At 43.6% G+C, this 26,319-nt stretch carries 18 protein-coding genes and 5 pseudogenes; 9 read left to right on the forward strand and 14 right to left on the reverse strand.

What is annotated here, in order from left to right:
- Positions 1-215: 215 nt before the first annotated feature.
- Positions 216-1,145 (reverse strand): Hsp33 family molecular chaperone HslO, encoded by a 930-nt coding sequence (gene hslO, locus XZ46_RS12670; RefSeq protein WP_008050894.1) that lies wholly within the window; start codon positions 1,143-1,145, stop codon positions 216-218.
- A 370-nt stretch (positions 1,146-1,515) separates the two neighbouring features.
- Between hslO and XZ46_RS12675 the strand changes: the two genes are divergently transcribed.
- A complete protein-coding gene (locus XZ46_RS12675; protein WP_006625575.1) occupies positions 1,516-1,914 on the forward strand; it encodes a hypothetical protein in 399 nt (132 codons plus the stop codon).
- 24 nt (positions 1,915-1,938) lie between these two features.
- Positions 1,939-2,979 carry a dual-specificity RNA methyltransferase RlmN gene (rlmN, locus tag XZ46_RS12680; protein ID WP_006625574.1) on the forward strand — a complete coding sequence of 347 codons (1,041 nt, stop codon included), beginning with the start codon at positions 1,939-1,941 and terminating at the stop codon, positions 2,977-2,979.
- A 932-nt stretch (positions 2,980-3,911) separates the two neighbouring features.
- Here rlmN and XZ46_RS12685 read toward each other — a convergent pair.
- Positions 3,912-4,814 carry a pre-peptidase C-terminal domain-containing protein gene (locus tag XZ46_RS12685; protein ID WP_008050897.1) on the reverse strand — a complete coding sequence of 301 codons (903 nt, stop codon included), beginning with the start codon at positions 4,812-4,814 and terminating at the stop codon, positions 3,912-3,914.
- A 421-nt stretch (positions 4,815-5,235) separates the two neighbouring features.
- Here XZ46_RS12685 and XZ46_RS12690 point away from each other — a divergent pair, with 421 nt between their 5' ends.
- The 5 genes and pseudogenes from XZ46_RS12690 (at position 5,236) to XZ46_RS12705 (ending at position 13,439) form a co-directional block, all read left to right on the forward strand.
- Entirely contained in the window at positions 5,236-7,002 is a 1,767-nt protein-coding gene (locus XZ46_RS12690; RefSeq protein WP_008050900.1) for a bifunctional serine/threonine-protein kinase/formylglycine-generating enzyme family protein, read from the forward strand.
- Between the two features lie 217 nt (positions 7,003-7,219).
- Positions 7,220-7,300, forward strand: a pseudogene (locus XZ46_RS37835) (4-Cys prefix domain-containing protein); the annotation flags it as partial.
- A gap of 132 nt (positions 7,301-7,432) precedes the next feature.
- Positions 7,433-9,223 carry a bifunctional serine/threonine-protein kinase/formylglycine-generating enzyme family protein gene (locus XZ46_RS12695; RefSeq protein ID WP_008050902.1) on the forward strand — a complete coding sequence of 597 codons (1,791 nt, stop codon included), beginning with the start codon at positions 7,433-7,435 and terminating at the stop codon, positions 9,221-9,223.
- A gap of 126 nt (positions 9,224-9,349) precedes the next feature.
- Complete coding sequence (locus XZ46_RS12700) at positions 9,350-11,137, forward strand: bifunctional serine/threonine-protein kinase/formylglycine-generating enzyme family protein (RefSeq protein WP_008050905.1); 1,788 nt, start codon at positions 9,350-9,352, stop codon at positions 11,135-11,137.
- Positions 11,138-11,653: 516 nt separating this feature from the next.
- A pseudogene (locus XZ46_RS12705) lies at positions 11,654-13,439 on the forward strand (bifunctional serine/threonine-protein kinase/formylglycine-generating enzyme family protein).
- Between the two features lie 214 nt (positions 13,440-13,653).
- Here the strand turns inward: XZ46_RS12705 and ltrA are convergent.
- Both ltrA and XZ46_RS12720 read right to left on the reverse strand, forming a co-directional pair.
- Positions 13,654-15,434 (reverse strand): annotated as a pseudogene (gene ltrA / locus XZ46_RS37840) (group II intron reverse transcriptase/maturase).
- 794 nt (positions 15,435-16,228) lie between these two features.
- Entirely contained in the window at positions 16,229-17,632 is a 1,404-nt protein-coding gene (locus tag XZ46_RS12720; protein WP_006625554.1) for a site-specific integrase, read from the reverse strand.
- Positions 17,633-17,951: 319 nt separating this feature from the next.
- On the opposite strand from XZ46_RS12720, the pseudogene XZ46_RS38295 reads away from it, so the two are divergent.
- A pseudogene (locus XZ46_RS38295) lies at positions 17,952-19,424 on the forward strand (recombinase).
- A 481-nt stretch (positions 19,425-19,905) separates the two neighbouring features.
- Positions 19,906-20,046: a hypothetical protein gene (locus XZ46_RS35385; protein ID WP_164468732.1), complete on the forward strand. Its 141-nt coding sequence runs from the start codon at positions 19,906-19,908 to the stop codon at positions 20,044-20,046.
- Between the two features lie 406 nt (positions 20,047-20,452).
- On the opposite strand, the gene XZ46_RS12730 is transcribed toward XZ46_RS35385, so the two are convergent.
- The 10 genes and pseudogenes from XZ46_RS12730 to XZ46_RS12780 all read right to left on the reverse strand — a co-directional run bounded on the left by XZ46_RS12730 (position 20,453) and on the right by XZ46_RS12780 (position 26,319).
- Positions 20,453-20,782 (reverse strand): hypothetical protein, encoded by a 330-nt coding sequence (locus XZ46_RS12730; protein ID WP_006669906.1) that lies wholly within the window; start codon positions 20,780-20,782, stop codon positions 20,453-20,455.
- On the reverse strand, positions 20,775-21,047 hold the full coding sequence (locus tag XZ46_RS12735; protein ID WP_008050913.1) for a hypothetical protein: 273 nt from the start codon (positions 21,045-21,047) through the stop codon (positions 20,775-20,777). Before XZ46_RS12735 ends, XZ46_RS12730 begins: the two co-directional genes overlap by 8 nt.
- A gap of 311 nt (positions 21,048-21,358) precedes the next feature.
- Complete coding sequence (locus tag XZ46_RS36700) at positions 21,359-22,276, reverse strand: hypothetical protein (protein ID WP_228116550.1); 918 nt, start codon at positions 22,274-22,276, stop codon at positions 21,359-21,361.
- Positions 22,277-22,891: 615 nt separating this feature from the next.
- A complete protein-coding gene (locus XZ46_RS36705; RefSeq protein WP_228116551.1) occupies positions 22,892-23,170 on the reverse strand; it encodes a hypothetical protein in 279 nt (92 codons plus the stop codon).
- 208 nt (positions 23,171-23,378) lie between these two features.
- Positions 23,379-23,756, reverse strand: a complete 378-nt coding sequence (locus XZ46_RS12755) for a hypothetical protein (protein WP_006625344.1) — start codon at positions 23,754-23,756, stop codon at positions 23,379-23,381.
- The gene (locus tag XZ46_RS12760; RefSeq protein WP_048895073.1) at positions 23,753-24,166 is read right to left on the reverse strand and encodes a hypothetical protein; all 414 of its coding nucleotides are present in this window, start codon (positions 24,164-24,166) and stop codon (positions 23,753-23,755) included. The genes XZ46_RS12755 and XZ46_RS12760 overlap by 4 nt, the downstream gene beginning before the upstream one ends.
- A 52-nt stretch (positions 24,167-24,218) precedes the next feature.
- Positions 24,219-24,479 (reverse strand): annotated as a pseudogene (locus tag XZ46_RS12765) (hypothetical protein); the annotation flags it as partial.
- A gap of 94 nt (positions 24,480-24,573) precedes the next feature.
- Positions 24,574-25,059: a hypothetical protein gene (locus tag XZ46_RS12770; RefSeq protein ID WP_006622124.1), complete on the reverse strand. Its 486-nt coding sequence runs from the start codon at positions 25,057-25,059 to the stop codon at positions 24,574-24,576.
- 289 nt (positions 25,060-25,348) lie between these two features.
- The gene (locus XZ46_RS32555) at positions 25,349-25,996 is read right to left on the reverse strand and encodes a hypothetical protein (protein ID WP_082113532.1); all 648 of its coding nucleotides are present in this window, start codon (positions 25,994-25,996) and stop codon (positions 25,349-25,351) included.
- A gap of 77 nt (positions 25,997-26,073) precedes the next feature.
- A complete protein-coding gene (locus XZ46_RS12780; RefSeq protein WP_008053841.1) occupies positions 26,074-26,319 on the reverse strand; it encodes a hypothetical protein in 246 nt (81 codons plus the stop codon).

Here is a 26,319-nt window from a genome sequence, read left to right on the forward strand (position 1 = left end):
AAAAAGTAAGGTGCTGCTTGATTTTTATAGCACTGTTAGGAAAGCGATCGCAATCACCCCACCTAGGGAATTACAGCTTGTTCACCAGTCGCTTAATACATTACCCTCACCCTAAATCTGGATCCCAGAGACGGAGAGGGACTTTGAGAGGTGATCAGATGATTTCTGAACAGGTTGTATTTTAGCCTTGGCTTCTAATCCCCTAGGGAAGTTTCCTATAAAACCCTGCCAATCTTTTCGGACAACTGATCGTGATCCTGGTTCAAGTCTCGGATCAACTTATGGAGATCTTCCGTAGTGGCGTGATAAGTCTGGCCACAAAATTCACATTTAGCCTCTGCGCCGCTATCCTTTTCAATCATATCTTGTAGTTCAGCTTGTCCAAACATCTTGAGACCACCTAAAACTCGTTCAAAAGAACAGCCACAATGAAACTGTAGCAATTGGGTTTCCGGTAGAATATTTAACCCCAAATCTCCTAGCAATTGCTCAAAAATATGGGGGAGAGTTTGACAGGCGCGCAACAGAGGCGTAAAACCAGATAAGGCACCAATTCTCGATTCTAATAACTCTATCAGTGCTAAATCAGTGGCAGCTTTGGGGAGGATCTGTAATAACAGCCCCCCAGCCGCCTGTACGCCTTCTTTATCCACAAATACCCCTAACACTAAGGCTGATGGGGTTTGTTCTGATGATACCAGATAATGGGTCAGGTCGTCGCCGATTTCTCCTGACACCAGTTCAACTGTACTGGAGTAAGGATAACCATAGCCAACATCCCGCACTACATAAACATAACCATTTTTACCCACTGCCCTGCCAACGTCTAGTTTGTCATAAGCATTGGGCGCTAACTCGATTTCTGGGTTCCCAACATAACCCCGCACAGTGCCATCGAGTCCCGCATCGACTACAATACCTCCTAAGGGTCCGTCCCCTTGAATTTGAAGATTTATCCGTGACTCGGGACGCTTCATATTAGAAACCAGCAACAGACCCCCTGCCATTGTCCGTCCTAGGGCTGCTGTGGCTACATAGGATAGTTTATGCCGTTTTCTCGCTTCCTCCGTTAGACGAGTGGTAATTACCCCCACAGCGCGAATACCGCCGTCAGCCGCTGTAGCACGTATAAGTTGATCAGCCATAGTTTTTGGAAAGTTGATGATTGACAATTTACAATTTACAACTTACAATTATCCATAATCCATTATCCATTTAGTTCCCGCCTGCGCCCTATTCCTTGATAGCCGGAGGGGTGAAGCGGGTTTACTCATCATCACAAACAAATAATTAATTTCCCCTAACCCTAGATATCCCTTGTCTTGGGGTCATGGTGCTGGTTTTCCGGTTATGATGCACCGGATAGGCTACCATGGGTGAGGTGCGTCAGTTGGCGAGATGGGCGGTGATGATTGCCATTTTCTGGTTATGACGCACCCTACTAGAACTGCTATAATGGGGAGTGGTTTGTGATCCGACAAGTGCGATCGCTAACTGGTTTGATCATGGTGACTTATGCTGGGTAGTTTTCAAAAAAGCAGTCTAAGGATTGAGGTAGATGCCTCCGAGGCGACTATTCGCGAAAGTCTGTTGTATCCCCACCACGTTCAACAGTGGTTGTGGCCTGTGCAATTTTCATCAGGACTCCCCCAACAGTTTAATGTGGGTCTAAAGTTCACCAGTTCACTGGGTCCGGTGACCATTAAACATTATGTTGATGTGGCTGAGTCTAACTGTTTGCGGTTTCTCCTCAGTGGGGGGATTGATGGCTTTCATGAATGGTATTGGGGAGAGGGTTGGGTACAGTCCCGCTTAGAAGGTGTTTCTGTGTTACCTCTCAATTTAGGACAAACGGTTAATCTCACTCAGTTACGGGGATTTCTGTTAACTAAAAAGCCACAATCAGCCGATTAATTTTTAAGCACAGGGTAGCTATTTATGATCGCAGTTGAACCAGCTTTTAAACCTTTACTGGGGACATCTTTACCTGAACTGACTGATTGGGTTCAGCAACAGGGACAACCAGCTTATCGGGGAAAGCAATTATATCAGTGGATTTATCAGAAAGGGGCTAAATCCCTTGAGGAAATAACTGTGTTTCCCAAACAGTGGCGATCGCAATTAGCCACCATACCCGTTGGTCGTTCAACTATTCATTATCGCGCGGTTGCTAGTGATGGCACGATTAAGTATTTGCTGAAATTATCCGATGGTCAAATTATTGAAACTGTCGGCATTCCTACCCATGACCGCTTAACGGTTTGTGTTTCTTCTCAGGTGGGGTGTCCCATGGCTTGCGATTTTTGCGCGACCGGAAAGGGGGGGTTTTTCCGTAACTTGGAAACCCATGAAATTGTAGATCAAGTTCTCACGGTTCAGGAAGATTTCCAACGCCGTGTCAGCCATATTGTCTTTATGGGTATGGGGGAACCTTTACTTAATACTCAAAATGCGATCGCTGCTATTACCTGCTTAAATAGAGATATTGGTATCGGACAGCGAATGATTACTCTTTCCACCGTAGGCATTCCCAACCGCATCCGCCAATTAGCCGAATATCAGCTACAAATTACCCTGGCTGTTAGTTTACACGCTTCTAATCAAACTCTCCGAGAACAACTGATTCCCAGCGCCAAAACCTATCCCCTAGAATCCCTCATCTCTGAATGTCGAGATTATGTGAAATTGACCGGGCGGCGGGTAAGTTTTGAGTATGTGATGTTATCTGGAGTTAATGATTTACCTAGCCACGCCACCGAATTAGCCAGCCTTATGCGGGGCTTTCAAAGTCATGTTAATCTGATTCCCTATAACCCCATTAATGAGGTGGATTATCAGCGCCCTAGTCCCTCACAAATACAGGATTTTGTCAAGGAATTGGAACAGCGACGGGTAGCAGTCAGCGTTCGCTATTCTCGCGGTTTAGATGCTGATGCCGCCTGCGGTCAACTGCGGGCTTCTCAGACAATTAATAATTAATAATTAATAATTAATAATTAATAATTATCAGTTACCCCTTGGGTTCAAATATCCAGGGGAGTGGCTGACAATTCCAAGGCATAAATAGTTTCCCCCTGAAACTGAGAAACTCGCACAAAGTAGGTTCCCCGTTAATAATTAATAATTAATAATTAATAATTAACAGTTACCCCTTGGGTTCAAATATCCAGGGGAATGGCTGACAATTCCAAGGCATAAATAGTTTCCCCCTGAAACTGAGAAACTCGCACAAAGTAGGTTCCCCGTTAATAATTAATAATTAATAATTAATAATTAATAATTAACAGTTACCCCTTGGGTTCAAATATCCAGGGGAATGACAGTTACCCCTTGGGTTCAAATATCCAGGGGAATGGCTGACAATTCCAAGGCATAAATAGTTTCCCCCTGAAACTGAGAAACCCGCACAAAGTAGGTTCCCCGTTAATAATTAATAATTAATAATTAATAATTAATAATTAATAATTAACAGTTACCCCTTGGGTTCAAATATCCAGGGGAATGGCTGACAATTCCAAGGCATAAATAGTTTCCCCCTGAAACTGAGAAACTCGCACAAAGTAGGTTCCCCGTTAATAATTAATAATTAATAATTAATAATTAACAATTATCAGTTACCCCTTGGGTTCAAATATCCAGGGGAATGGCTGACAATTCCAAGGCATAAATAGTTTCCCCCTGAAACTGAGAAACTCGCACAAAGTAGGTTCCCCGTTAATAATTAATAATTAATAATTAATAATTAATAATTATCAGTTACCCCTTGGGTTCAAATATCCAGGGGAATGGCTGACAATTCCAAGGCATAAATAGTTTCCCCCTGAAACTGAGAAACCCGCACAAAGTAGGTTCCCCGTTAATAATTAATAATTAATAATTAATAATTAATAATTAACAGTTACCCCTTGGGTTCAAATATCCAGGGGAATGGCTGACAATTCCAAGGCATAAATAGTTTCCCCCTGAAACTGAGAAACCCGCACAAAGTAGGTTCCCCGTCGCAATAGGTCAATCTCAATAGATTCTGTAGCCAAAGCCGGGTTATTTGAAGAGGCGATAATATCATCAGGTTGAACCGCTTGATTTTGATTAAAATCTTGGATTAAATCCACATTAGCATCCGCTTTTAAACCGTGCAGAAATAGGCTAAACTCACTGCCATTATTGGGAATGATAAATTCATAAATATTGACCGGGTTATCATCCGTAACCGAGTTAACTATAGTCCGACTTCCCAAGAGAGTATCTAAAGCGATCGCATTACTGAGGTCATCGCCGAACTGTGGGGGTGCGCCCAACCTCCCCAACGGCGAACCAAACCGAAAAAAATGCTCAAAAAGGCTGCCAATTATCTCTTCTTCTATACCCTGAACAGCATCAAAATTGCGATCGCGATAAAACTCCGTATCAAAGGACTCGCTAGGGTTCAACCCCTGAAATTGTCCGATTTTGAAAAAATGCTCAAATGCCGTAAATTCCCCGTTAGCTACTCCCTGAGCGACTGAAGGATTTTGTTGTAGATAAAAAACCGGGTCAAAAAAGGGATTAGGGCTGAGGTTGTCCGTTTGTCCAATATTAACAAAATGAGCCGCTGCAGTGGTAATTCCCGCCTCTACTTCCGACTGAATATCGGGATTTTGTGCCAGATAAAATTCCCCATCAAAAATCGGGTTAGGTGTTCGTCCTTCAAATTGTCCATAGCGAGAAAAATGCTCAAAGGCGGTCTCAAAAACCCCGTTAGCGATCGCATCTTTAACGTCCTGATTTTGTGCCAAATAAAACCCTTCATCAAATAAAGTTTCAAGGGTAAGCATAAAAAGCCTTTTCCCAGCAGAGGATTAATGTTCACCACTAGATTATCGCCAATTAGTCGTCAATTGTCCATTCCCATTGTAGGTTAGGCGAATATGTAGGTTGGGTGAAGCGCAGCGAAACCCAACTTTCCGAGGTATGTAGGTTAGGCGAGTATGTAGGTGAGGTGAAGCGCAGCGAAACCCAACTTCCCCATTGTAGGTTGGGTGAAGCGCAGCGAAACCCAACTTCCCCAGTGTACCATTGTAGGTTGGGTGAAGCGCAGCGAAACCCAACTTCCCCAGTGTACCATTGTAGGTTGGGTGAAGCGCAGCGAAACCCAACTTCCCAGCCAGCCGTGATAAATCAGGTGTCTGTGAAAAAGCCGGTTAATTTTCCGCATTTATGGTAATGTAGAATCAGGTATCAATAACCATCCTGATTATGAGCCAATGTCTGAACCCAGACTGCCTCCACAGCAACCCCGAAGGTTCCCAGTTTTGCCAAAAATGTGGCAGTAAACTCCGACTGGCAGAACGCTACTATGCTAAAAGCATCCTCGGACAAGGCGGGTTCGGACGCACATTTCTGGCAGTGGATGACTTCAAACCTTCTCAACCTCCCTGTGTGATTAAACAATTCCTTCCCCAGGCGCAAGGAACCGCTACCCTAGAAAAAGCCGCCCAATTATTCGACCAAGAAGCCCAACGTTTAGAACTCCTCGGCAAACATTCCCAAATCCCGGAACTTTTGGCTTATTTTACCGCTGATAACCGTCAATATTTAATTCAGGAATTTATCGAAGGAGACACCCTACAACAGCAGTTAGATAATCAAGGCGCTTTTACCGAGAATCAAATCATTTCGCTGCTAGAGGATTTATTGCCAGTTTTGGATTTCGTCCACCAAAATCAAGTAATTCACCGGGATATTAAACCCGAAAACATCATTAGACGCGCCAGTGATAACAAGTTAGTCCTAGTGGATTTTGGAGCGGCTAAACAGGTGCATAGCACATCTCTTAGCGTCACGGGAACGGTTATCGGTTCGGCGGCATATTGCGCCCCGGAACAAGCTATGGGAAAACCTCAATATGGGAGTGATTTATATAGTTTAGGGGTGACTTGTTTATACCTGCTAACCCAAGTGAGTCCGTCGAATTTATATGACCCCTTAGAATTACAATGGGTGTGGCGTGAGCATTTAAATGACAATCAGTTGAGTGAGAAACTAGGCAAAATCTTAGACCGTTTGGTTGAGACAGTGTTTAACAAACGCTATCAATCTGTAGCCCAAGTTTGGGCAGATTTACAGCCATCTGATGATAGTCCAAAACCCCCAACCCAGAAGTTTAAATTTGACATCGTTACGGTCAATTCAATGGGTCGAGAAATTAACCGTCGTCCCGGTCAGGCTGAATGTATTATCGAAGACCTGGGAAATAGTGTAACTCTGGAGATGGTGCTAATTCCGGGAGGAACCTTTATTATGGGTGCGTCGAGTGGTGAACCTAGAAGTTCTAATGCTGAAAGACCCCAACACCAAGTCACGATTAAACCCTTCCTAATGGGGAAATATCCGGTTACCCAAGCACAATGGCGACAAGTGGCTAGTTTCCCCAAACTCCAACGAAACCTGAGCCTAGACCCCTCAAGATTTAAAGGATTCAATCTTCCCGTTGAAAAAGTTTCATGGTATGATGTGGTGGAATGGTGCGATCGCCTCTCAAAAGTAATCAGCAAACCCTGCCGATTACCGAGTGAAGCCGAGTGGGAATATGCAGCCCGCGCCGGAAGAACTAGCCCCTTTCATGTCGGTGATACCCTGACGACAGACCTCGCCAACTACGATGGCAACTACAGCTATAGCTCAGGACTCAAGGGAGTCTTCCGCAAAAAAACCACCCCCGTCGGTCGGTTTCAAAGCGCCAACGCCTTTGGCTTGTATGATATCCACGGGAACGTTTGGGAGTGGTGCGCTGACCCCTGGCGCGACAACTACAATGGTGCGCCTTCGGATGGTACGGTGTGGGATAGTCAGGATATAGATGTTGACAATTTAGTCAAACTTTTGGAAAGCAAAGACCGGAGAGTGCTGCGTGGCGGTTCATGGTCTAACCTTCCTGTATTCTGCCGTTGTGCCAGCCGCAACAGTGCCTACCCGGGCAACCTCCTCCACAACTTCGGTTTTCGGGTAGCCTGTGCGCTTTAGCGCTTTAGTAGGTTGGGTGAAGCGCAGGGAAACCCAACTTTCCCATTGTAGGTTGGGTGAAGCGCAGGGAAACCCAACTTCCCCATTGTAGGTTGGGTGAAGCGCAGCGAAACCCAACTTCCCAGCCAGCCGTGAGCCACCGGGTTTCTGTGAAAAAGCGGGTTAATTTTCGGCATTTATGGTAATGTAAAATCAGGTATCAATAACCACCCTGATTATGAGCCAATGTCTGAACCCAGACTGCCTCCACAGCAACCCCGAAGATTGCCAGTTTTGCCAAAAATGTGGCAGTGCGCTTTAGTAGGTTGGGTGAAGCGCAGCGAAACGCAACTTCCCAGCCAGCCGTGAGCCACCGGGTTTCTGTGAAAAAGCCGGTTAATTTTCCGCATTTATGGTAATGTAGAATCAGGTATCAATAACCATCCTGATTATGAGCCAATGTCTGAACCCAGACTGCCTCCACAGCAACCCCGAAGGTTCCCAGTTTTGCCAAAAATGTGGCAGTAAACTCCGACTGGCAGAACGCTACTATGCTAAAAGCATCCTCGGACAAGGCGGGTTCGGACGCACATTTCTGGCAGTGGATGACTTCAAACCTTCTCAACCTCCCTGTGTGATTAAACAATTCCTTCCCCAGGCGCAAGGAACCGCTACCCTAGAAAAAGCCGCCCAATTATTCGACCAAGAAGCCCAACGTTTAGAACTCCTCGGCAAACATTCCCAAATCCCGGAACTTTTGGCTTATTTTACCGCTGATAACCGTCAATATTTAGTTCAGGAATTTATCGAAGGAGACACCCTACAACAGCAGTTAGAAAATCAAGGAATTTTTACCGAGAATCAAATCATTTCGCTGCTCAAGGATTTATTGAAAGTTTTGTATTTTGTCCACAAACATCAAGTGATTCACCGGGATATTAAACCCGAAAACATCATTAGACGAGCCAGTGATAACAAGTTAGTCCTAGTGGATTTTGGAGCGGCTAAACAGGTGCATAGCACATCTCTTAGCGTCACGGGAACGGTTATCGGTTCGGCGGCATATTGCGCCCCGGAACAAGCTATGGGAAAACCTCAATATGGGAGTGATTTATATAGTTTAGGGGTGACTTGTTTATACCTGCTAACCCAAGCCAGTCCGTCAGATTTATATGACCCCTTAGAATCAAAATGGGTGTGGCGGGAGCATTTAAATGGCAATCAGGTGAGTGATAAATTAGGCAAAATCTTAGACCATTTGGTTGAGACAGTCTTTAAAAAACGCTATCAATCTGTAGAGGAAGTTTGGGAAGATTTACGGCGATATTATGGGAAACCGCCCACCCGCCAAACTCCCCAACCGGTAACCCAGAAGTTTAAATTTGACATCGTTACCGTCAATTCAAATGGACAAAAAATCAACCGCCGTCCCGGTCAGGCTGAATGTATTATCGAAGACCTGGGAAATGGTGTGATTCTGGAGATGGTAAAAATTCCGGGGGGAACCTTTATTATGGGTGCGCCGAGTAGTGAAGCGGGAAGTAATAATAATCAAAGACCCCTACACCGAGTCACTATTGAACCCTTCCTAATGGGGAAATATCCGGCTACCCAAGCACAATGGCGACAAGTGGCTAGTTTCCCCAAACTCAAATGGAACCTTTACCCAGAGCCATCAAATTTTAAAGGATTAAATCTTCCGGTTGAAAGAGTTTCATGGTATGATGCGATCGAGTGGTGTGCCCGACTCTCGAAAAGAATGGGCAAACCCTACCGATTGCCCAGTGAAGCCGAGTGGGAATATGCAGCCCGCGCCGGAACCAATAGCCCCTTTCATGTCGGTGATACCCTAACGACGGACATCGCCAACTACAATGGCAACTGCATATATAGCTCAGAACCGAAGGGAGTCTACCACCAAAAAACCACCCCCGTCGGTCAGTTTCAACACGCCAACGCCTTTGGCTTGTATGATATCCACGGGAATATTTGGGAATGGTGCGCTGACCCCTGGCACGAAGGCTATGGTGGCGCTCCCTCGGACGGGCGAGTGTGGGATGGTCAGCATATATATGTTGGTGATTTAGTAAACGTTTTGATAAGCAAAGACACCAAGGTGCTGCGCGGCGGTTCGTGGTATGGTAATCCTGACTACTGCCGTTCTGGCTACCGCTTCAGTGGCGGTTCGGGCGATCTCAACGTCAGCTACGGTTTCCGGGTAGCCTGTGCGCTTAGTATGTAGTATGTAGGTTGGGTGGAGCGCAGCGAAACCCAACTTCCCCCGGCGAAACCGGGTTTCTGTGGAAAAGCCGGTTAATTTTCGGCATTTATGGTAACGTACAATCAGGTATCAATAACCATCCTGATTATGAGCCAATGTCTGAACCCAGACTGCCTCCACAGCAACCCCAAAGGTTGCCAGTTTTGCCAAAAATGTGGTAGTAAACTCCGACTGGTAGAACGCTACTATGCTAAAAGCATCCTTGGACAAGGTGGCTTAGGACGCACATTTCTCGCCGTCGATGACTTCAAACCTTCTAAACCTCCCTGTGTGATTAAGCAATTCCTTCCCCAGGCGCAAGGAACCGCTACCCTACAAAAAGCCGCCCAATTATTCGACCAAGAAGCCCAACGTTTAGAACTCCTCGGCAAACATCCGCAAATCCCGGAACTTTTGGCTTATTTTACCGCTGATAGCCGTCAATATTTAGTTCAGGAATTTATCGCCGGAAACACCCTACAACAGGAGTTAGATAATCAAGGCGCTTTTACCGAAAATCAAATCATTTCGCTGCTAGAGGATTTATTGCCAGTTTTGGATTTCGTCCACCAAAATCAAGTAATTCACCGGGATATTAAACCCGAAAACATCATTAGACGCGCCAGTGATAACAAGTTAGTCCTAGTGGATTTTGGAGCATCTAAACAGGTGCAGCGCACATCTCTTAGCGTCACCGGAACGGTTATCGGTTCGGCGGCATATTGCGCCCCGGAACAAGCTATGGGAAAAGCTCAATATGGGAGTGATTTATATAGTTTAGGGGTGACTTGTTTATACCTGCTAACCCAAGTGAGTCCGTCAGATTTATATGACCCCTTAGAAGCACAATGGGTGTGGCGTGAGCATTTAAATGACAATCAGGTGAGTGATAAATTAGGCAAAATCTTAGACCGTTTGGTTGAGACAGTCTTTAAAAAACGCTATCAATCTGTAGCCGAAGTTTGGGCAGATTTACAGCCATCTTCTGATGGTCAAAAAAACCCAACCCAGAAGTTTGAATTTGACATCGTTACCGTCAACTCAAATGGCCGAAAAATTAACCGCAGTCGCGGTCAGGCTGAATGTATTATCGAAGACCTGGGAAACGGTGTAACCCTGGAGATGGTGCTAATTCCGGGGGGAACCTTTATCATGGGTGCGCCGAGTGGTGAAGCTGGAAGTTCTAATACTGAAAGACCCCAACATCGAGTCACGATTAAACCCTTCCTCATGGGGAAATATCCGGTTACCCAAGAACAATGGCGACAAGTGGCTAGTTTCCCCAAACTCCAACGGGACCTGAGCCTAGACCCCTCAAGATTTAAAGGATTAAATCTTCCCGTTGAAAGAGTTTCATGGTATTATGTAATCGAGTGGTGCGCCCGCCTCTCGAAAAGAATCGGCAAACCCTACCGATTGCCCAGTGAAGCCGAGTGGGAATATGCAGCCCGCGCCGGAACCACTAGCCCCTTTCACGTCGGTGATACGCTGACGACGGGTCTCGCCAACTACAATGGCAACTACACCTATAGCTCGGGACCGAAGGGAGCCTACCGCGAACAAACCACCCCCGTCGGCAAATTTCGACACGCCAACGCCTTTGGCTTGTATGGTATCCACGGGAATGTTTGGGAGTGGTGTGCTGACCCCTGGCACGACAGCTACAATGGTGCGCCCTCGGATGGTGGTGTGTGGGATGGTAACGATAATCCTTCTCAAAACCCTGTTGAACGTTTAGTCAATCTTTTGAAAAACGAAGAAAGGCGCGTGCTGCGCGGCGGTTCGTGGAGCAGCCATCCCGGAAACTGCCGTTGTGCCTTCCGCCACTGGCTCGTCCCGGACTTCCTCGGCAGCAACTACGGTTTTCGGGTGGCTTGTGCCCCCCCAGACTCTTAGCTCTTAGCGCTTTTGCGGTTTTGCCCTTTACCCTGCTAGCCATTTAGCCTTTTAAGCGATCGCAGCGAGCCATTTTTTATATTGCCCCAATTTTACACCATAAATCTGGATTTGTGTGTAAAGAAATGTTAAATTTAAATTGCCCGAGTGTAAACAACAACGATGTCCAGCCCCGAATTACCGATTATTCAGAATGTAGGTTGGGTGAAGCGCAGCGAAACCAAACTTCCCCCGGCGAAACCGGGTTTCTGTGAAAAAGCGGGTTAATTTTCGTCATTTATAGTAATGTAGTATGTAGGTTGGGTGAAGCGCAGCGAAACCAAACTTCCCCCGGCGAAACCGGGTTTCTGTGAAAAAGCGGGTTAATTTTCGGCATTTATGGTAATGTAGTATGTAGGTTGGGTGAAGCGCAGCGAAACCAAACTTCCCCCGGCGAAACCGGGTTTCTGTGAAAAAGCCGGTTAATTTTCGGCATTTATGGTAATGTAGAATCAGGTATCAATAACCATCCTGATTATGAGCCAATGTCTGAACCCAGACTGCCTCCACAGCAACCCCAAAGGTTGCCAGTTTTGCCAAAAATGTGGTAGTAAACTCCGACTGGTAGAACGCTACTATGCTAAAAGCATCCTTGGACAAGGTGGCTTAGGACGCACATTTATCGCCGTCGATGACTTCAAACCTTCTAAAACCTCCCTGTGTGATTAAGCAATTCCTTCCCCAGGCGCAAGGAACCGCTACCCTAGAAAAAGCCGCCCAATTATTCGACCAAGAAGCCCAACGTTTAGAACTCCTCGGCAAACATTCCCAAATCCCGGGACTTTTGGCTTATTTTACCGCTGATAGCCGTCAATATTTAGTTCAGGAATTTATCGCCGGAAACACCCTAAAACAGGAGTTAGATAATCAAGGCGCTTTTACCGAAAATCTAATCATTTCGCTGCTAGAGGATTTATTGCCAGTTGTGGATTTCGTTCACCAAAATCAAGTAATTTACCGGGATATTAAACCCGAAAACATCATTAGACGCGCCAGTGATAACAAGTTAGTCCTAGTGGATTTTGGAGCATCTAAACAGGTGCAGCGCACATCTCTTAGCGTCACGGGAACGGTTATCGGTTCGGCGGCATATTGCGCCCCGGAACAAGCTATGGGAAAAGCTCAATATGGGAGTGATTTATATAGTTTAGGGGTGACTTGTTTATACCTGCTAACCCAAGTGAGTCCGTCGAATTTATATGACCCCTTAGAAGCACAATGGGTGTGGCGTGAGCATTTAAATGGCAATCAGGTGAGTGATAAATTAGGTAAAATATTAGACCGTTTGGTTGAGACAGTCTTTAAAAAACGCTATCAATCTGTAGCCGAAGTTTTGGAAGATTTACAGCCATCTTCTGATGGTCAAAAACCCCCAACCCAGAAGTTTGAATTTGACATCGTTACGGTCAATTCAAAGGGACAAGAAATTAACCGCAGTCGCGGTCAGGCTGAATGTATTATCGAAGACCTGGGAAATGGGGTGACTCTGGAGATGGTAAAAATTCCGGGGGGAACCTTTAAAATGGGTGCGCCGAGTGGTGAAGCTGGAAGTTCACTAAATAAGGAAAGACCCCAACACCAAGTCACGATTAAACCCTTCCTCATGGGGAAATATCCCGTTACCCAAGCACAATGGCGACAAGTGGCTAGTTTCCCCAAACTCCAACGGGACCTGAACCCAGACCCCTCAGCTTTTAAAGGATTAAATCTTCCCGTTGAATCGGTTGCATGGTATGATGTAATGGAGTGGTGCGATCGCCTCTCGAAGAGAATCGGCAAACCCTACCGATTACCCAGTGAAGCGGAGTGGGAATATGCAGCCCGCGCCGGAACCACTAGCCCCTTTCACGTCGGTGATACCCTGACGACGGACCTCGCCAACTACGATGGCAACCACACCTATAGCTCAGGACCCCTGGGAGCCTACCGCGGACAAACCACCCCCGTCGGTCAGTTTCAAAACGCCAACGCCTTTGGCTTGTATGATATCCACGGAAATGTTTCGGAATGGTGCGCTGACCCCTGGCATGATAGCTACAATGGTGCGCCTTCGGATGGTGGTGTGTGGGATTATGACAACGATATTCGTTATCAAAAACCTATTGAATATTTAGTCAACTTTTTGGAAAGCCAAGAAAGAAGGGTGCTGCGTGGCGGTTCGTGGCTCTTCAATCCAGTAGTCTGCCGTTGTGCCAACCGCGACAGGGGCGGCTCAGACCTCCTCTACTTCAGCTGCGGTTTTCGGGTTGCCTGTGCGCTTTAGTAGGTTGGGTGAAGCGCAGCGCAACCCAACTTCCCCCAGTATGTAGGTTGGGTGAAGCGCAGCGTAACCCAACTTCCCCCAGCCAAACCGGGTTTCTTTCCCAATGCGGAACCCGGGACTTGAAGTCATCAGGATAGATTAGGGGTCGAGAATGAAGTCACCTCCATCCCCTCCCATTCAAAACCGTACGTGATAGTTTCCCATCATACGGCTCCTAGTCTGATTGCTCCATTGTTAGGGATACAGCGTTGGCGTTGTCTAACGCCGTCTTATCATCGTGACAGTGGCGGTGCAGTAGTTGAAGATTCTTATATTCATCCTTTCCACCGTGGTTTCGAGGTATAATGTGGTCTACTTCAACTAAGTCTGATGGGGTAAAGTATTGTCCACACCAGGCGCATTTGCCTTTTTGTTTTTTGAGTAGTTTAGCTACCCTTGTTGGCGTGTCGATTGCTTGTCCTTTCCTGGTTGCCCAGTAAGTCCAGTTTCCGTCGTATGGTGTCGCGTCGGGGCGCACTAGGGTGTGTCTGACAATCAGGGTCCAGCTATGTTTCCATAGTTGAAATCCATCTTTTGCTTTGAATAGCCAAGTTTCATGCCGTTCTTTCCCATTGCTAAGTTTAACCGTTCCCTTGTGGAAGTAGTTTCTTAACTTTTCATGACTTGCCTTTCCGCATCTTGAAACTGTCCATGCCCGTAACATTAACCAGATTGTCTTATCTAGTTTAACGAATGTCTCTGTTGAGACTACCCTTGAATAGTAGTTCGACCATCCCCTTATGATTGGGTTTAGTTTGCTAATCAGGGCTGATTGGGGTGCGGTTTTATGTTGTTTGATTACACCCTTAATCACTTCTGTATGGGCTTTAACTGCTTTGCTGCTGGGTTTAATGTGGGTTTTATGACCGATTAATCGGCTTGCTGCCCCACCTGTTTTTCCAGATTTATATCTTCCTGCCGGATATTGCCTGATATTGAATCACAGAAAATCGAACCCGGGCTCTTCTGTTTTACCATCATACTCAATAGGCTTGAGCGTATGGCAGATTCGAGTCTTTTCAGGTTTAATCTCTAATCCTACAGGTTTTAACCATTCGGAGATTGCAGTTTTGCACTGTTCAATGATTTCTAGTGATGGAGATCTTACTACAAAATCATCGGCGTATCTGATTATTGTGGCTTGAGCCACGTTTTTCTTTTTAGGATACATTGTTTCAATTAACCTAACCATGCCATCCAGTGCGATGTTGGCTAGGAGTGGACTTATGACCCCTCCTTGGGGTGTCCCTGCTTCTGTATCCTCGAATACACCGTTATCTAGCACGCCCGCTTTGAGCCATTGTTTCAGGTCTCTCTTTAGACTGCTTGGACAATGAATTTGGGTCAGTAGGTATTCATGGTTCACGGTAAGAGCATTTTGCTATGTCTGCATCTAACACGTAATATTCACTTTTGTTGATACCCTGGTAAATTCGTGTTATTGCGTCGTGGGCTGACCTGCCCGGTCTAAACCCGTAGCTTGTGCTTTCAAATCTCGATTCCCATTCAGGTTCGAGTGCCGACTTAACCAAGGCTTGCCTGGCTCTATCTTGGATTGTGGGTATTCCTAGAGGGCGTTTTTCATCCCTACCAGGTTTTGGAATCCACACCCGTCGCAGTGGTTTTGCTTTGAAATTTCCCTTAATGCTCTCAACAATTTCAAACCTTTGCCTTGGTGAGATTGCTCTCATTCCATCAACACCGGCTGTTTTCTTGCCTTGATTGTCTTGGGTTACTCGCCGCACTGCTAGGAGCCGGGCATAATATGATTTCACCAATAGACGTTGCCACCTTCTAACCTTTGCATTTTGTCCCGACTTAGCTGCTTGAAATATCCTCTTTTGGAGCTTGAAAACTTTTCTCTGAACTTTTGCCCAGGGAATTTGTTTCCATACAAACGCACGTCTTGATTGGCTTTGATTTCTCAAAACCTTTCTTTGAACTCGCTTTCGTCATAGTAACTCCTACTAGACTCTATTCTTTACAATCAAACCGTGACCCGTCTGCATATCCTTATCATTACAATAAGGCGTTGGCTTCTGGTCACATCTCACATCCTCTAAGACTTGCGGTTACACTTATTCCTACTAATATCTCGACCAGATAATTAGAGTCTAGGAGGACTTAAAACGTTCCGTTTATATGGGCATTCCATCTTTAGACTTGTCCTCTCCACCGGGGTACTTTAAAGGTCTGTGTAGATGTCATATAGAAGACTCTACTTTTCCCCTTGCTCTTTTGAGCGCAGCGTATCAACCTATTTCGCTACTGTATAATTACGATGGTTCAAGCCAGACATTCGGTTTCCCTAGTCATGGATGGTTGGCAGTGGTCGCATTTGGTAGTAGGTTCTACTTCACGCCTTCCGTTCCCCGCTTCAATCCCAAGGTTGTGTATCCTGAAACTGGGGGTGGCTATCACCTTTACTCTCTACTCCCTGATTTCTCAGTTTGTTTATGACCTTGAGTCCCCTGCCTTGCTCAGATTTCTCCAAGCATCGGGACATATAAACAGTTATGGGATGGTCAGGGATGTGAATCCCTTATATTCCACCAAGGGATGGAAGTCCCACTAGGAGGCTATTTCGGGCATTGCATCCCTATTTCACTCCTAAACGTCTCGCACCTATAACCCCTATTCTACCGTCATTCTAATGCACTCAAAAGCGATCGCACATTTAGGAGTGAGTGCCAAATGAAGGCACCTAAGTATTTAGCCTAGAGGGTATTGTGTTGTCGATTTATTGAGGGTTAATCATCAAGCTGATATATTACCCTAAGAATTGCCTTAATCTCTGGCAAGTCTGGATTGATACCATGATTGGTTAGTGCTTGCTTTGCCATATCTAGCGGTAATGGCTGCTTTTGATGTCGTGTCAGGATACCTAACTCTGTGGCAAGGTGGCGACGTTTTTTGTACTTGCTGTCATTAACCGTTACCGAGTGACCAAACGAACGCGCCCTGATTTCCTGTGGTATCCCGTTCATCTCTCCCAGTTGGTTGGCTAGATATCGGAAAGCTAATGCTTGGGTGAATCCCCAATTATGGTTAGTTAACCATTGTCTGTGGTTACGATTAAAGCCCGCTGGGTTCTTAGGTTCAGTAATAGGTAAACAGACGTTATGAATCCCTAGACGGTTAATCAAAGCCTTGTCTTTTGACATTGGTATTGCTAACCTTTGACCTGTTTTGGTGCTACTACCAAAGCAAGTAAACTCACCAATCACTAACACTAACTCAATGTTATTGGAGTCACTTATCGCGGGGAACGTTATGCCGTCAACCGTGATATCCTTGGTTAAGTTTTGTCCTGCTGCAATCTCTGATGGTCTCAATCCATATAAAGCACACATTGCTGACACCCAACACCAACCATCACGAGCATTATTGTCTGTCAACCGTCCATAATCAGTGTTACGTTCCTTGTCTAGCAAGCCTAGCAAGGTATCCAAGTCTATACTTTGGGATTCAGCAAATACTGTCTGGGTAGGGTCAATCTTTTCCATCTTCTCTAGTGCTTTCTTGCATCGAGCACGTTCCGCTACCTGTCTGAGTCGGTAGTATCTGTCTTTGAATATTTTATGACCTACCGGACTACTGCCATCTTGTAACGGGCTATATAACGCTTCTTTTATACCCTCCCAGCTCACATAAACATCCCAGTCTGTGACTTTGTTAAACACAGTAAGAAAACAGCGTTTAAATGAACTTTGGTCACTAGCCAGATCACGGGAACGTTTCCGCTTAGTGTTCTTGTGTACCCCATTAAAGTAATCATCCTCCATTTCTTTAAACACTTGACGATAGGTGATTAAGTCGTTTTCCATGGGAACTTTGGATTCATCAAGGATAGTAGCCTTGTACCAGTCCAGCCATTCAGATACTGACTGAAATTGTCCATCAAGGGATTTATGGACTAACCAAGCCTTGTCTACAGCCTTGCGGATACCCTCTGGAGTAAATTGGCAATTACAGCCCCGTTGCTTACGTCCCCCAGTTTCTGGGTCGTTTGTGATGTCTAGTTGGATTGTCCCCCGATTGCGCTTAATCCTGACACCCTTGGGACATTGTTGGCGGGATAAGTTGAAAAACTCAAGGATATCTTGAAAACCTTGATATATACCGCTGTGCGTACTGTTTGTACTTGTACTCATTTTACACTCACTCCTAATAATGCGATCGCTTTCGAGTGCATCAGTGTGACGGTAGAGTAAGGGTTATAGCTTTTATGGTGGGTTCGACCCCCCTATTCTCCACTAAAAGCCTCTTCTGGCTAAGGTTAACCGGAAATAGTGAAATAGTTTTTAAAAATGCGATAACCGGGTTAAGTTTTTCCCGGTTATCGCAGTCAGGATAAAATTTTACTGAAAATGGAGCATATGGGAATCGAACCTGATATATAGCCTATAACCCCTATTCTACCGTCACTCAGACATTACTCAAAACCGTAGTAGAGTAACAAGTGAGTAAAAAATGAGTAACGCCACTAACATCCCTACCGTAGGGGGAAAGGGCAACTATGACGAGAGTTACGATAGATTCCTGAAAGCCTATCAAGACTTTAAGGGGGAGTGTCCCAAAGGGGTGACACTCAAGTTGCAAAAGTCCGGGACTAGGTATAATTTGCTATTGCAGTTTAAGCAGCCACCTACCGGAAAACGGCTACCCAAAACAGCCAATCTTGAGTGTACTCCCCAAGGGGTGATAGACGGAGTTAAAAAAGCTAAGTTAGTGGCGGAGGCTCTGGGAACTATCAGTAACGCTAGTGAATTTTGGGACTGGTATGATACGACTATCCTAGGAAAAAATCAGATTGAGGATAATCTGATAACCTACCGAGAGATATTCCAACAACTGGAAGATGAGTATTTTGCCGGGTACAACCGCAATACAGGACGGAAACGTTCTCGCGACATTGTTAGTGATTTATCGTCATACCATCGGACCAAACAGATATTTTTTGAACAGTTCCCCAATTGGGATGATTATCCTATCCTACTTGGGAGAGTTTCAAGGTTATGCTGTACACTCCCTTACAGAATGGAGAGGAGCTGATAGGGTCCAGTCCAAAACATTCAAAGAACGTTACTATACTACATCCTGAAAGCCATTGCCAAAAAATCACCCAATAAGGACCACCTACTAAAGCAATTAGAGCCTATTAACCCCAAACAAACACGATTTACGGTTAAGCAGCGTATAGGTATCGATGCCTTTAAAGATTGGTGGTATAGTGCCAAACAGGAAGCCTACACCATTAAAAGCCATAGAATAAGCGAAGTCCGTCACAGTTGGCTATGGGTTGCCGGTATGGCGGTAATGTATGGATTAAGACCTACCGAGATAGCGGCTGCAGTTAACTTAACCAAACCCTATACAACAGAAGATGGTGTAACCATCAAAGCGCTATCAGACCCGGATAATCAGGATAATTACTTAGTATTGGGTGATTATACTTACTTTACTGATACAGAGGGAAGGAAAGTAAGTATTAAGACTGGGGGACGGGTTATAGCGCCAATCCCTAGTCCCGAAATGTTTAATTTTCTGGAATTAAAGCGACCAATATTACCAGAATATACCCCGAAGGAGGGAAGCCAGCCTAGGACTGTAGCTGCGGGTTTTAATGTAGCATTCAGTAAACATATTAAAGCTATGGGATGTCCGGTAACTCAAAAATATGCTTTTCGTAGGCTGTACAACCTGTTGGGTGAAAAATATGGAGTACCAGTAGAGTTACGCGCTAGAATGATGGGGCATAGCGCAATCGTCAATGAGAGTAAATACAAAACGGAGGGGATTGACGCTACCTTAGAAGTCTTAAAAGGAGTAGCTAAATTACCCGTGCCGTTAAATGTAGCACTGGAAAGGTTAACTGCCTTGGGGGTTGACATTGACAGCCCTGAAGCTAAATTATTCCTTAGGGTAATTTATCAGATAGATTAATTTACCCACTACAATCTCACAAGTTAATACCCCTAGATTAAACTCCTAGGGGTTATTTTATGGCTACAAATTGATAGATCCTACTACGGTTTTGAGTAACACCTAAGTAACGGTAGAATAGGGGTTATAGGCTATGTATCAGGTTCGATTCCCATATGCTCCATTTTCAGTAAACCCTAGTCTAGTCTAGTAGCTATCGCGCGACATTACTCGATACGATAGCTACACCCAATTACTCAAATATTACTCACAATCCATTCCTAGCACAGGATAATAATTCTGTCAACAGGATGATTACTCAGTCAACAAGCACAACTTAGTCAATCTGTCAAATATCCATACCTCCCCCCAACCAGACACCGATAGGTTAACTCCCTTGTGATACCCGTCAATGGCAAGCCTATCGGTTCGTACCTCACCATTGACTGCTATCACGTCGGTCGTTTCCCCAAAGAGTGTTTGTTCCGGTTGGGGGGAGGATATGTTTCAAAATCAACCACGACAACAGCAGAAGATAATTCCCCAAGCTATCAATGTACAAAGATATCAGACCGCCTTTCCGTGGACTAGACCTATAGGTAAACCTATGAGCGATCGCCTATCCGGTTATCTATGGGTCTGATTCATAATCTCCGGTGAGGGGAAACTATGGGCTATCATCTACCGGAACCAACCCGATATCCCTAAACAGCTTTTCAACCGGAGGTAATTACCGAGATGAGAGCGACTATCCACATAATCCTTAGCAAGTCTCTAGTCTTTGGTGGTAATCACCCCGTGCGGAAACCGATACCAACATAATCAGTTCACCCCCAAAATCTTAGTCGTAGGTTGTAGGTAAAGCTATCTGTTGGGGGTAACTTAGTTCTGGGTAATATCTGGACATGATAGGGTAGGCATTCATATTTTAGAAGTTACATAATGTAAATACATTATGTAAATGAGAAAATACATAGACACCCCCTACAGTCAGAAACCATAGGGGGTCATTAAGTTATTGGGGTAGCTGAGCTGTTAGGCGTTAGGGCTTACGCCAGTTTGGGGTTGCACCGATAAAACATAGCTATAGCAGCCTGTTGAATCTTCTCATTGGTAGTCTGGTCAGATTTTCCGATATAGATATGGTGGTTGATTTTACCGTCCCAACCTTTCAGATTCCAGTATGCAAAGCCATTGATTGACGTTTTTTTGCAAGCTGTAAACCTTTTGCCGTTTAACTCAACAGAGAAGGACTTGTTTTTTCTCAGATAGTCAAACCATTCGGGTGTATCTAGTTCTACACAAGTTCCACCGGGGCCCTGTAGAAAATTGCTGAAATTTCCAGTATGTAGGCTGATTACTGGCAATAACTTAGGCATTGAAGTCACCCCCCATAAAGATATCGCTACTGTAACCATTGCCACTAAAGTCGGGCATAAATGATGCTGGCTGAATAACTGTCTCTTGAGACGATACCCACTTTTCTTGTACCGCCATAAAATCAACAGCGGCGTTATGGGCGATTTCGGCTAATTTCACCCTGGTATCTTGGTTAGCGTAGGGGATATCTCGTGATATCATTTGGGCGTAAATATCACGTGCTAATTCCGCGATAACCATCAACCTTGCTTGTTCTTCGTTCATGATATGGTTTTATCCTCTTAGTGTGTTGTTTGCCGTAGTTTACCGTCATTGCGGACGAATATTTATTGAACTTTATCCATTAAGTGTTTCGTGTAATTCAGCTCCTTAATCAGCAATTGTCTTTTGAGTTCAGTGATGGTTAATTCTGTTTCACAGTCGTCTAGTATTGACTTTAATGTTGCCAAACCCTCTTCTTTGTTGCTGTTGTAAACTAGACTATCTAATCTACCATAGTCTTAAACTTTACAAACATTTGATTATTGATATCTGTCATCATTTTTGTTCTCCTAGGTTAATGAACTAATTGGAAGTCAAATGATTTGCTTCCACAGGTTTTTACCGTTAACATTAATCATGTTATAACCTCTGTTTTTCATTAAATTGGTTAATTCATTTACAGTAACCCGTGAATCTAAATAACCATCATTTTTAGCGGTTTCTATGGCTATTTTTAGCATTTTAGGGTCAATATCTGTCACCGTTTCAATTAATTCAGGACAACCTGCCTTTATCGCTTGCTCATTTTGTTTAGTCCTACTCTCAATACTTTGAGTGATAAAGCTATCTAAAAATTGTTCTGTACCGCTAGATACTGTAAATATTTTATCTTCTGCTAACTCCCAGTAATGGTTAAATACTTTGATTGAATTATCCATTGATGATTTATATATCATTGAATGTGTAGCAATTACATCAATGGATAATCTGTAGTTAGCTATATCTTGTTTCCTTTTTTGTAGTCCTCTTTTGGTTTGAGCGTAATTAGTGCAATTATTCATATCTCTCCAAAACATTTCTAAGCGAGATGATATCTTACCAAGATTTATATCCTCAATATCCGAAATTTCTGACAATTCAAATTGATTACCTGCATATTCTTCACTTGTCATTGATTGTCTATTTTTAAACCACATAGGAAACATCCTTATTTTAAGTTCGTTAAGTTCCCAAAACGTCCATAAAGGATGTATTGAGTTAATTACTTTTAAAGCGAAAGCATTCAAAATCATGTTGTGACCGGGTGTTTGGCTGCTAATTGTTATTCGACTATTTTTCCTGTTGAAGACTTTAAACAGTGAAAGCATATTTTCATTTTCAATTAATAAATTAGGGGTAATATCCTCCCAAACCAATAAAAAATTACGTTCAAACTCACTCCGTAATGGGTCGTAATATCTTTCTTGTTGTATCTTGTTTCTCAGTGAAGCAAATGTGCTGTTAGCTAACACTGTGTCAGCGTTATATTATATAGTGAAGCCGCAATAGTAGCTATCTGGCTTTTACCCGTTCCACTAGACCCCCAAAGAAACAGACACCCAGCGGTTTACATTAGCGTGACAGGTGAGCAAATAAAGCTAGTAATAATTGGGAATTGAACATCCGGATAGGGTAGGATAGCACAAGCCCTACATATTGACTCAACTTGTGTCCCTAATGTACCGTCAACAATTATTTCCTCTAACTAATCTGCCATTGAATCGCGTATTAGTCTATAATCAACATAGTCCTCAGACATGGTAGTAACCTCTTAGTGTGTTGGCTTGCTGTATGGTAGTTATCCCCCCAAGATTGGGGGGATATTTTATGTTAATTAGCTGAGTTTCATCAGCTCAATTAACGCGATTAGGGTATCAGCATCTAATTTTTGAACCTTGTTGTATAAGCTGTCAAAATCAGGTTCATAGTCTAGGATTTTAGCAGTAAAATATACTCGTTATTCCCAGGTTTTGGATTTGGGTTTACCACCCAAGCCACCATTTTTTTGCCAGACTTTAACTCAACAAAATCAATGGCTTCTTGTAGTAGCCAGAAATAGTAGATTCAAAGGTATCTAACGCTGTACTTTATTCAAGAATAAATTCCGCTAAATCGTGCTTATTCTTGGCTGAATCAAAATCATTTGAATCAGTGGTATTATCTAATTCAAGGAGTCGCTCGGCTACCCGTGTGGCTGATTGTCCTAGATTTACAGTTCCGGTAAACATCATTTTACCGTTGGTTAGTAGTTTATCGGCATTGACTAAACTGAGTAGTGCTAACTCTACAGCGGTTGGCTTATATTCCCGTTTTTTGCCTTGATACTCACTAGAGTATTCAGCAATACAGAAGCGAACAGCTATCAACTGTTCTTCAAACTTCCACGACCTATCATTGAAGTTCTGGAAGTCACCGGACAGCCCATAACCGATAAGCCATAAGTGGGGAGGCTTGGCTTGACAACGAATATAGCGCTCGTGATTTCTAAAAACGTTCCAGATTCTCCAGGTTTAACTGCACTGCAAAACGCGAATTTATCGTCATCTCTTTTACCGTAATATCCAATACTCATGATTACTCTTCCTCAGTTAATTGTTGATTGTTGATTGTGTTAGGTGATTCGATTCTGGCTGCAATTTGGCGACAAGCAGCCCAAAACAGTGGATTGCCAGATAAATAGACTCGAAGTCTTGACTCCTTAACAAGTTTAACTAAGTGAGTTTGCTTGATAAGTCTAATAATTGCAGAGCCTTGATAATCACCACGTGGTCTGTAACTACCCATTACCTGATAGGTAATATTCTTTACTTCAGGTGTTTTGTGTTCCTCAATATGTGTCAGAATTTGATAAGCCACAATGATTGTAGTTTGATCGAATTCATGCCGATTGTAGTGAGTTTGCACAAGTTCACCATTGAGGCTAAATATGCCGTTATAGTGTAGATTTCTCACGGTTGCTGTTCTCCTATTAACTTAAATTCTTGTGCTTTAAGATGTCGTTGGAACTCATCGATATTCATTAAATAAATACCTTGCCAGCGATAAGACCTTTTCCGAGTGACAAACCAAATATCTTCAATCATTCCGGGATTAAGGTAATGAAGCAATTGCATCTTGAGTTTAAAATCAGGTGTTAGCACTCCCTTTACTTCGATGTATTGGTTGAAAACTGGACTATAAAAGTCTGGCTTCCATGTAATTGGCTTCCAATCATTACAGTTATCAACCAAAGTTAATCGGGGGTGTATTGATAGGTTGTCATCATACTTTTTGAGTAGGTGATAAACCTTGCTCTCTAGCGTTGATGCAAAGTAATGCTCGTCATCATATTGTCCTTGGGCGTGATACTTGTTAATCATCATTATTTACCGCCTCTTTATCGCCACCAAATGCAGCTTAATAAATCCTCCATTATTCCCGGCAATATTCAAGTGCTTTATTGAGAATTGCCTCAATTTTATCTGGGTGTAATGGGATTAATGTGTTAATCATTTCTCCCACATAATAAGCCAGAAATTTATGGTCAAATTTAACGGCTGTTAATTGCCATTGAAGTTGTCCTCTTCCTGCATAGTTAGGAACCTTTATAGCAAACGACATTCCCACATACATCAACGGGTCAAGTTTAATATTCCTGAGATTTAACCGCACTTCTTTCCAGTGCTTTGATATCATGGTGATAGTCCTCGATGTTTGGTGTATTGGCTACCTTTTTACGGGTAGCCTTTTCTATTTCCCAATTAGACTGCTGTAATTAGACTGTTAGGGATTAACCTTGAAGCCCGGCTGAAAATGGGTCAGGGTCAGGCAATGATTCGGGCATATCAGGGTCAACATGATTATCGGAGAGATTCAAAAAGTGACCCTCCAAGGCAGCGATATCGTCAGCAATAGCACCAGAAACTTTACGTGGTATCTTGACACCACCACCAAGTTTAATCAGAGTTAGAATAGCTTTAATGCTATTCTTTAACGCGATAATCTCAGAGTAGGTTAATTCCAGATTAAAGTCCTTTTCGTCCGTTACAGATGCAAACACCAACTTTTCTTTTAATGTGTAGATAGGTGATGTTTTGGGATATGGCAGATAAGGAACTACCTGGTCAAGAAATCCGGCAAAGTTGCTGAACCTTTTTAAGATTGCCAGATATTCACTAGGTGAGAGTCCATGTGTATCCTTGGTTTTTACGCTGTCTTTGTCAAGCTGGTAAATAGCGGTATTTTGGTCTACTAATGTATTTTGGTTTTTACGCATCTGTCAGTGATTTTCAACTCATGGACAAAATCATTTTTCCAAAATACGATTGAGTTATTGAGTTGGAAATCACTGTTTTTGATATTTTTTGTTGTTGATGATGATTATTTTTAATCTAATTAATACTTATAAATACATAAGAAACATATAAGCCCAAAAAAATAAAAGAATTATTGACTTGATACCATAATTGTGAAATGTTTAAATTATCGCCACATACAACTCAAACAAAAGACCACTATTTTTTTATATAGTGGTCAATTCTCTTTGTCTACTTTTTGATGCTGATTTATTTTTTCACACTCTTATTGCCTTCGCTGCTAACAGGAGCATCAGCGAAAAGTTCACCCTGTACTTGGTTTGGTGCTTCACTTCTCTCAACAGTTAATTCACCCAGGTTAGCTAGGGCAAGCCCATCGCTGCTAGGAATTCTGAACATACTGTTATAGGTTCTTAATGATGCTGGCTTGATAGTAAAATAGTGAGCAAATACATATAACAAGCCACTAACAGAAACGATAGGAGGTGCTTTAATACTGATAAATCTCAGTATTTTTTCGCCTACCCGTGTTTGGGTGTATTTGCGCCAATAGCCAGGATTAACCGGAGCCTCAACAAAGAAGCGGGTGTATTCAGACTTCTTGTATGCTCTTACTCGAGTTCCTCTTAGGACATTACGTCTGTTAGCATTAGGCGTGGAAGTATTGCTAACAGGTGGTCTCCAAATGGTTAATTCCCTAACATTGGCTGGCTCATTAGTTACTGAACTTCCACTTAAAATGTGGAGTAAAAGCATAGGCATAGGTACGCCTATTTTTGAAGTTGCATCCACTGGAACTTCAACTACTAAACTTCTGCCTAGGTGTGGACCCTTGGCTGTTGCTAACTTTGCTATCCAATCATCTTTGTATTGGTTCCATGCGTCAGCTAAAGGCATGATATTAGTTTCCTTTTTTCTAAATTGTCTAAATCAGGGTAGGTAAAACGATGATATTAGCGCCTACCCGATATCCATTAATCAACAAATAGCTCTGTAGCCATTACATCAATACTGCCGTCAGTAGGGTCTAAAACATCGTCTGTTGGAATTGACAATGAAACAGTTACGAGACCTGTAGCCATATTTCGGGTATAAGCAGTGACTACGGTTGCACCATCAGGATTATTACTTGCACTAGATTGCATCCGTTGGGTTTGCTCAATAATTTCAAGTAATTGGTTTTCCAGTGTCGCAGCACCTAGCGTTTTCTTAGTAGCCAT

The sequence above is a fragment of the Limnospira indica PCC 8005 genome, assembly GCF_000973065.1.
Classification (GTDB): Bacteria; Cyanobacteriota; Cyanobacteriia; order Cyanobacteriales; family Microcoleaceae; genus Limnospira; species Limnospira fusiformis.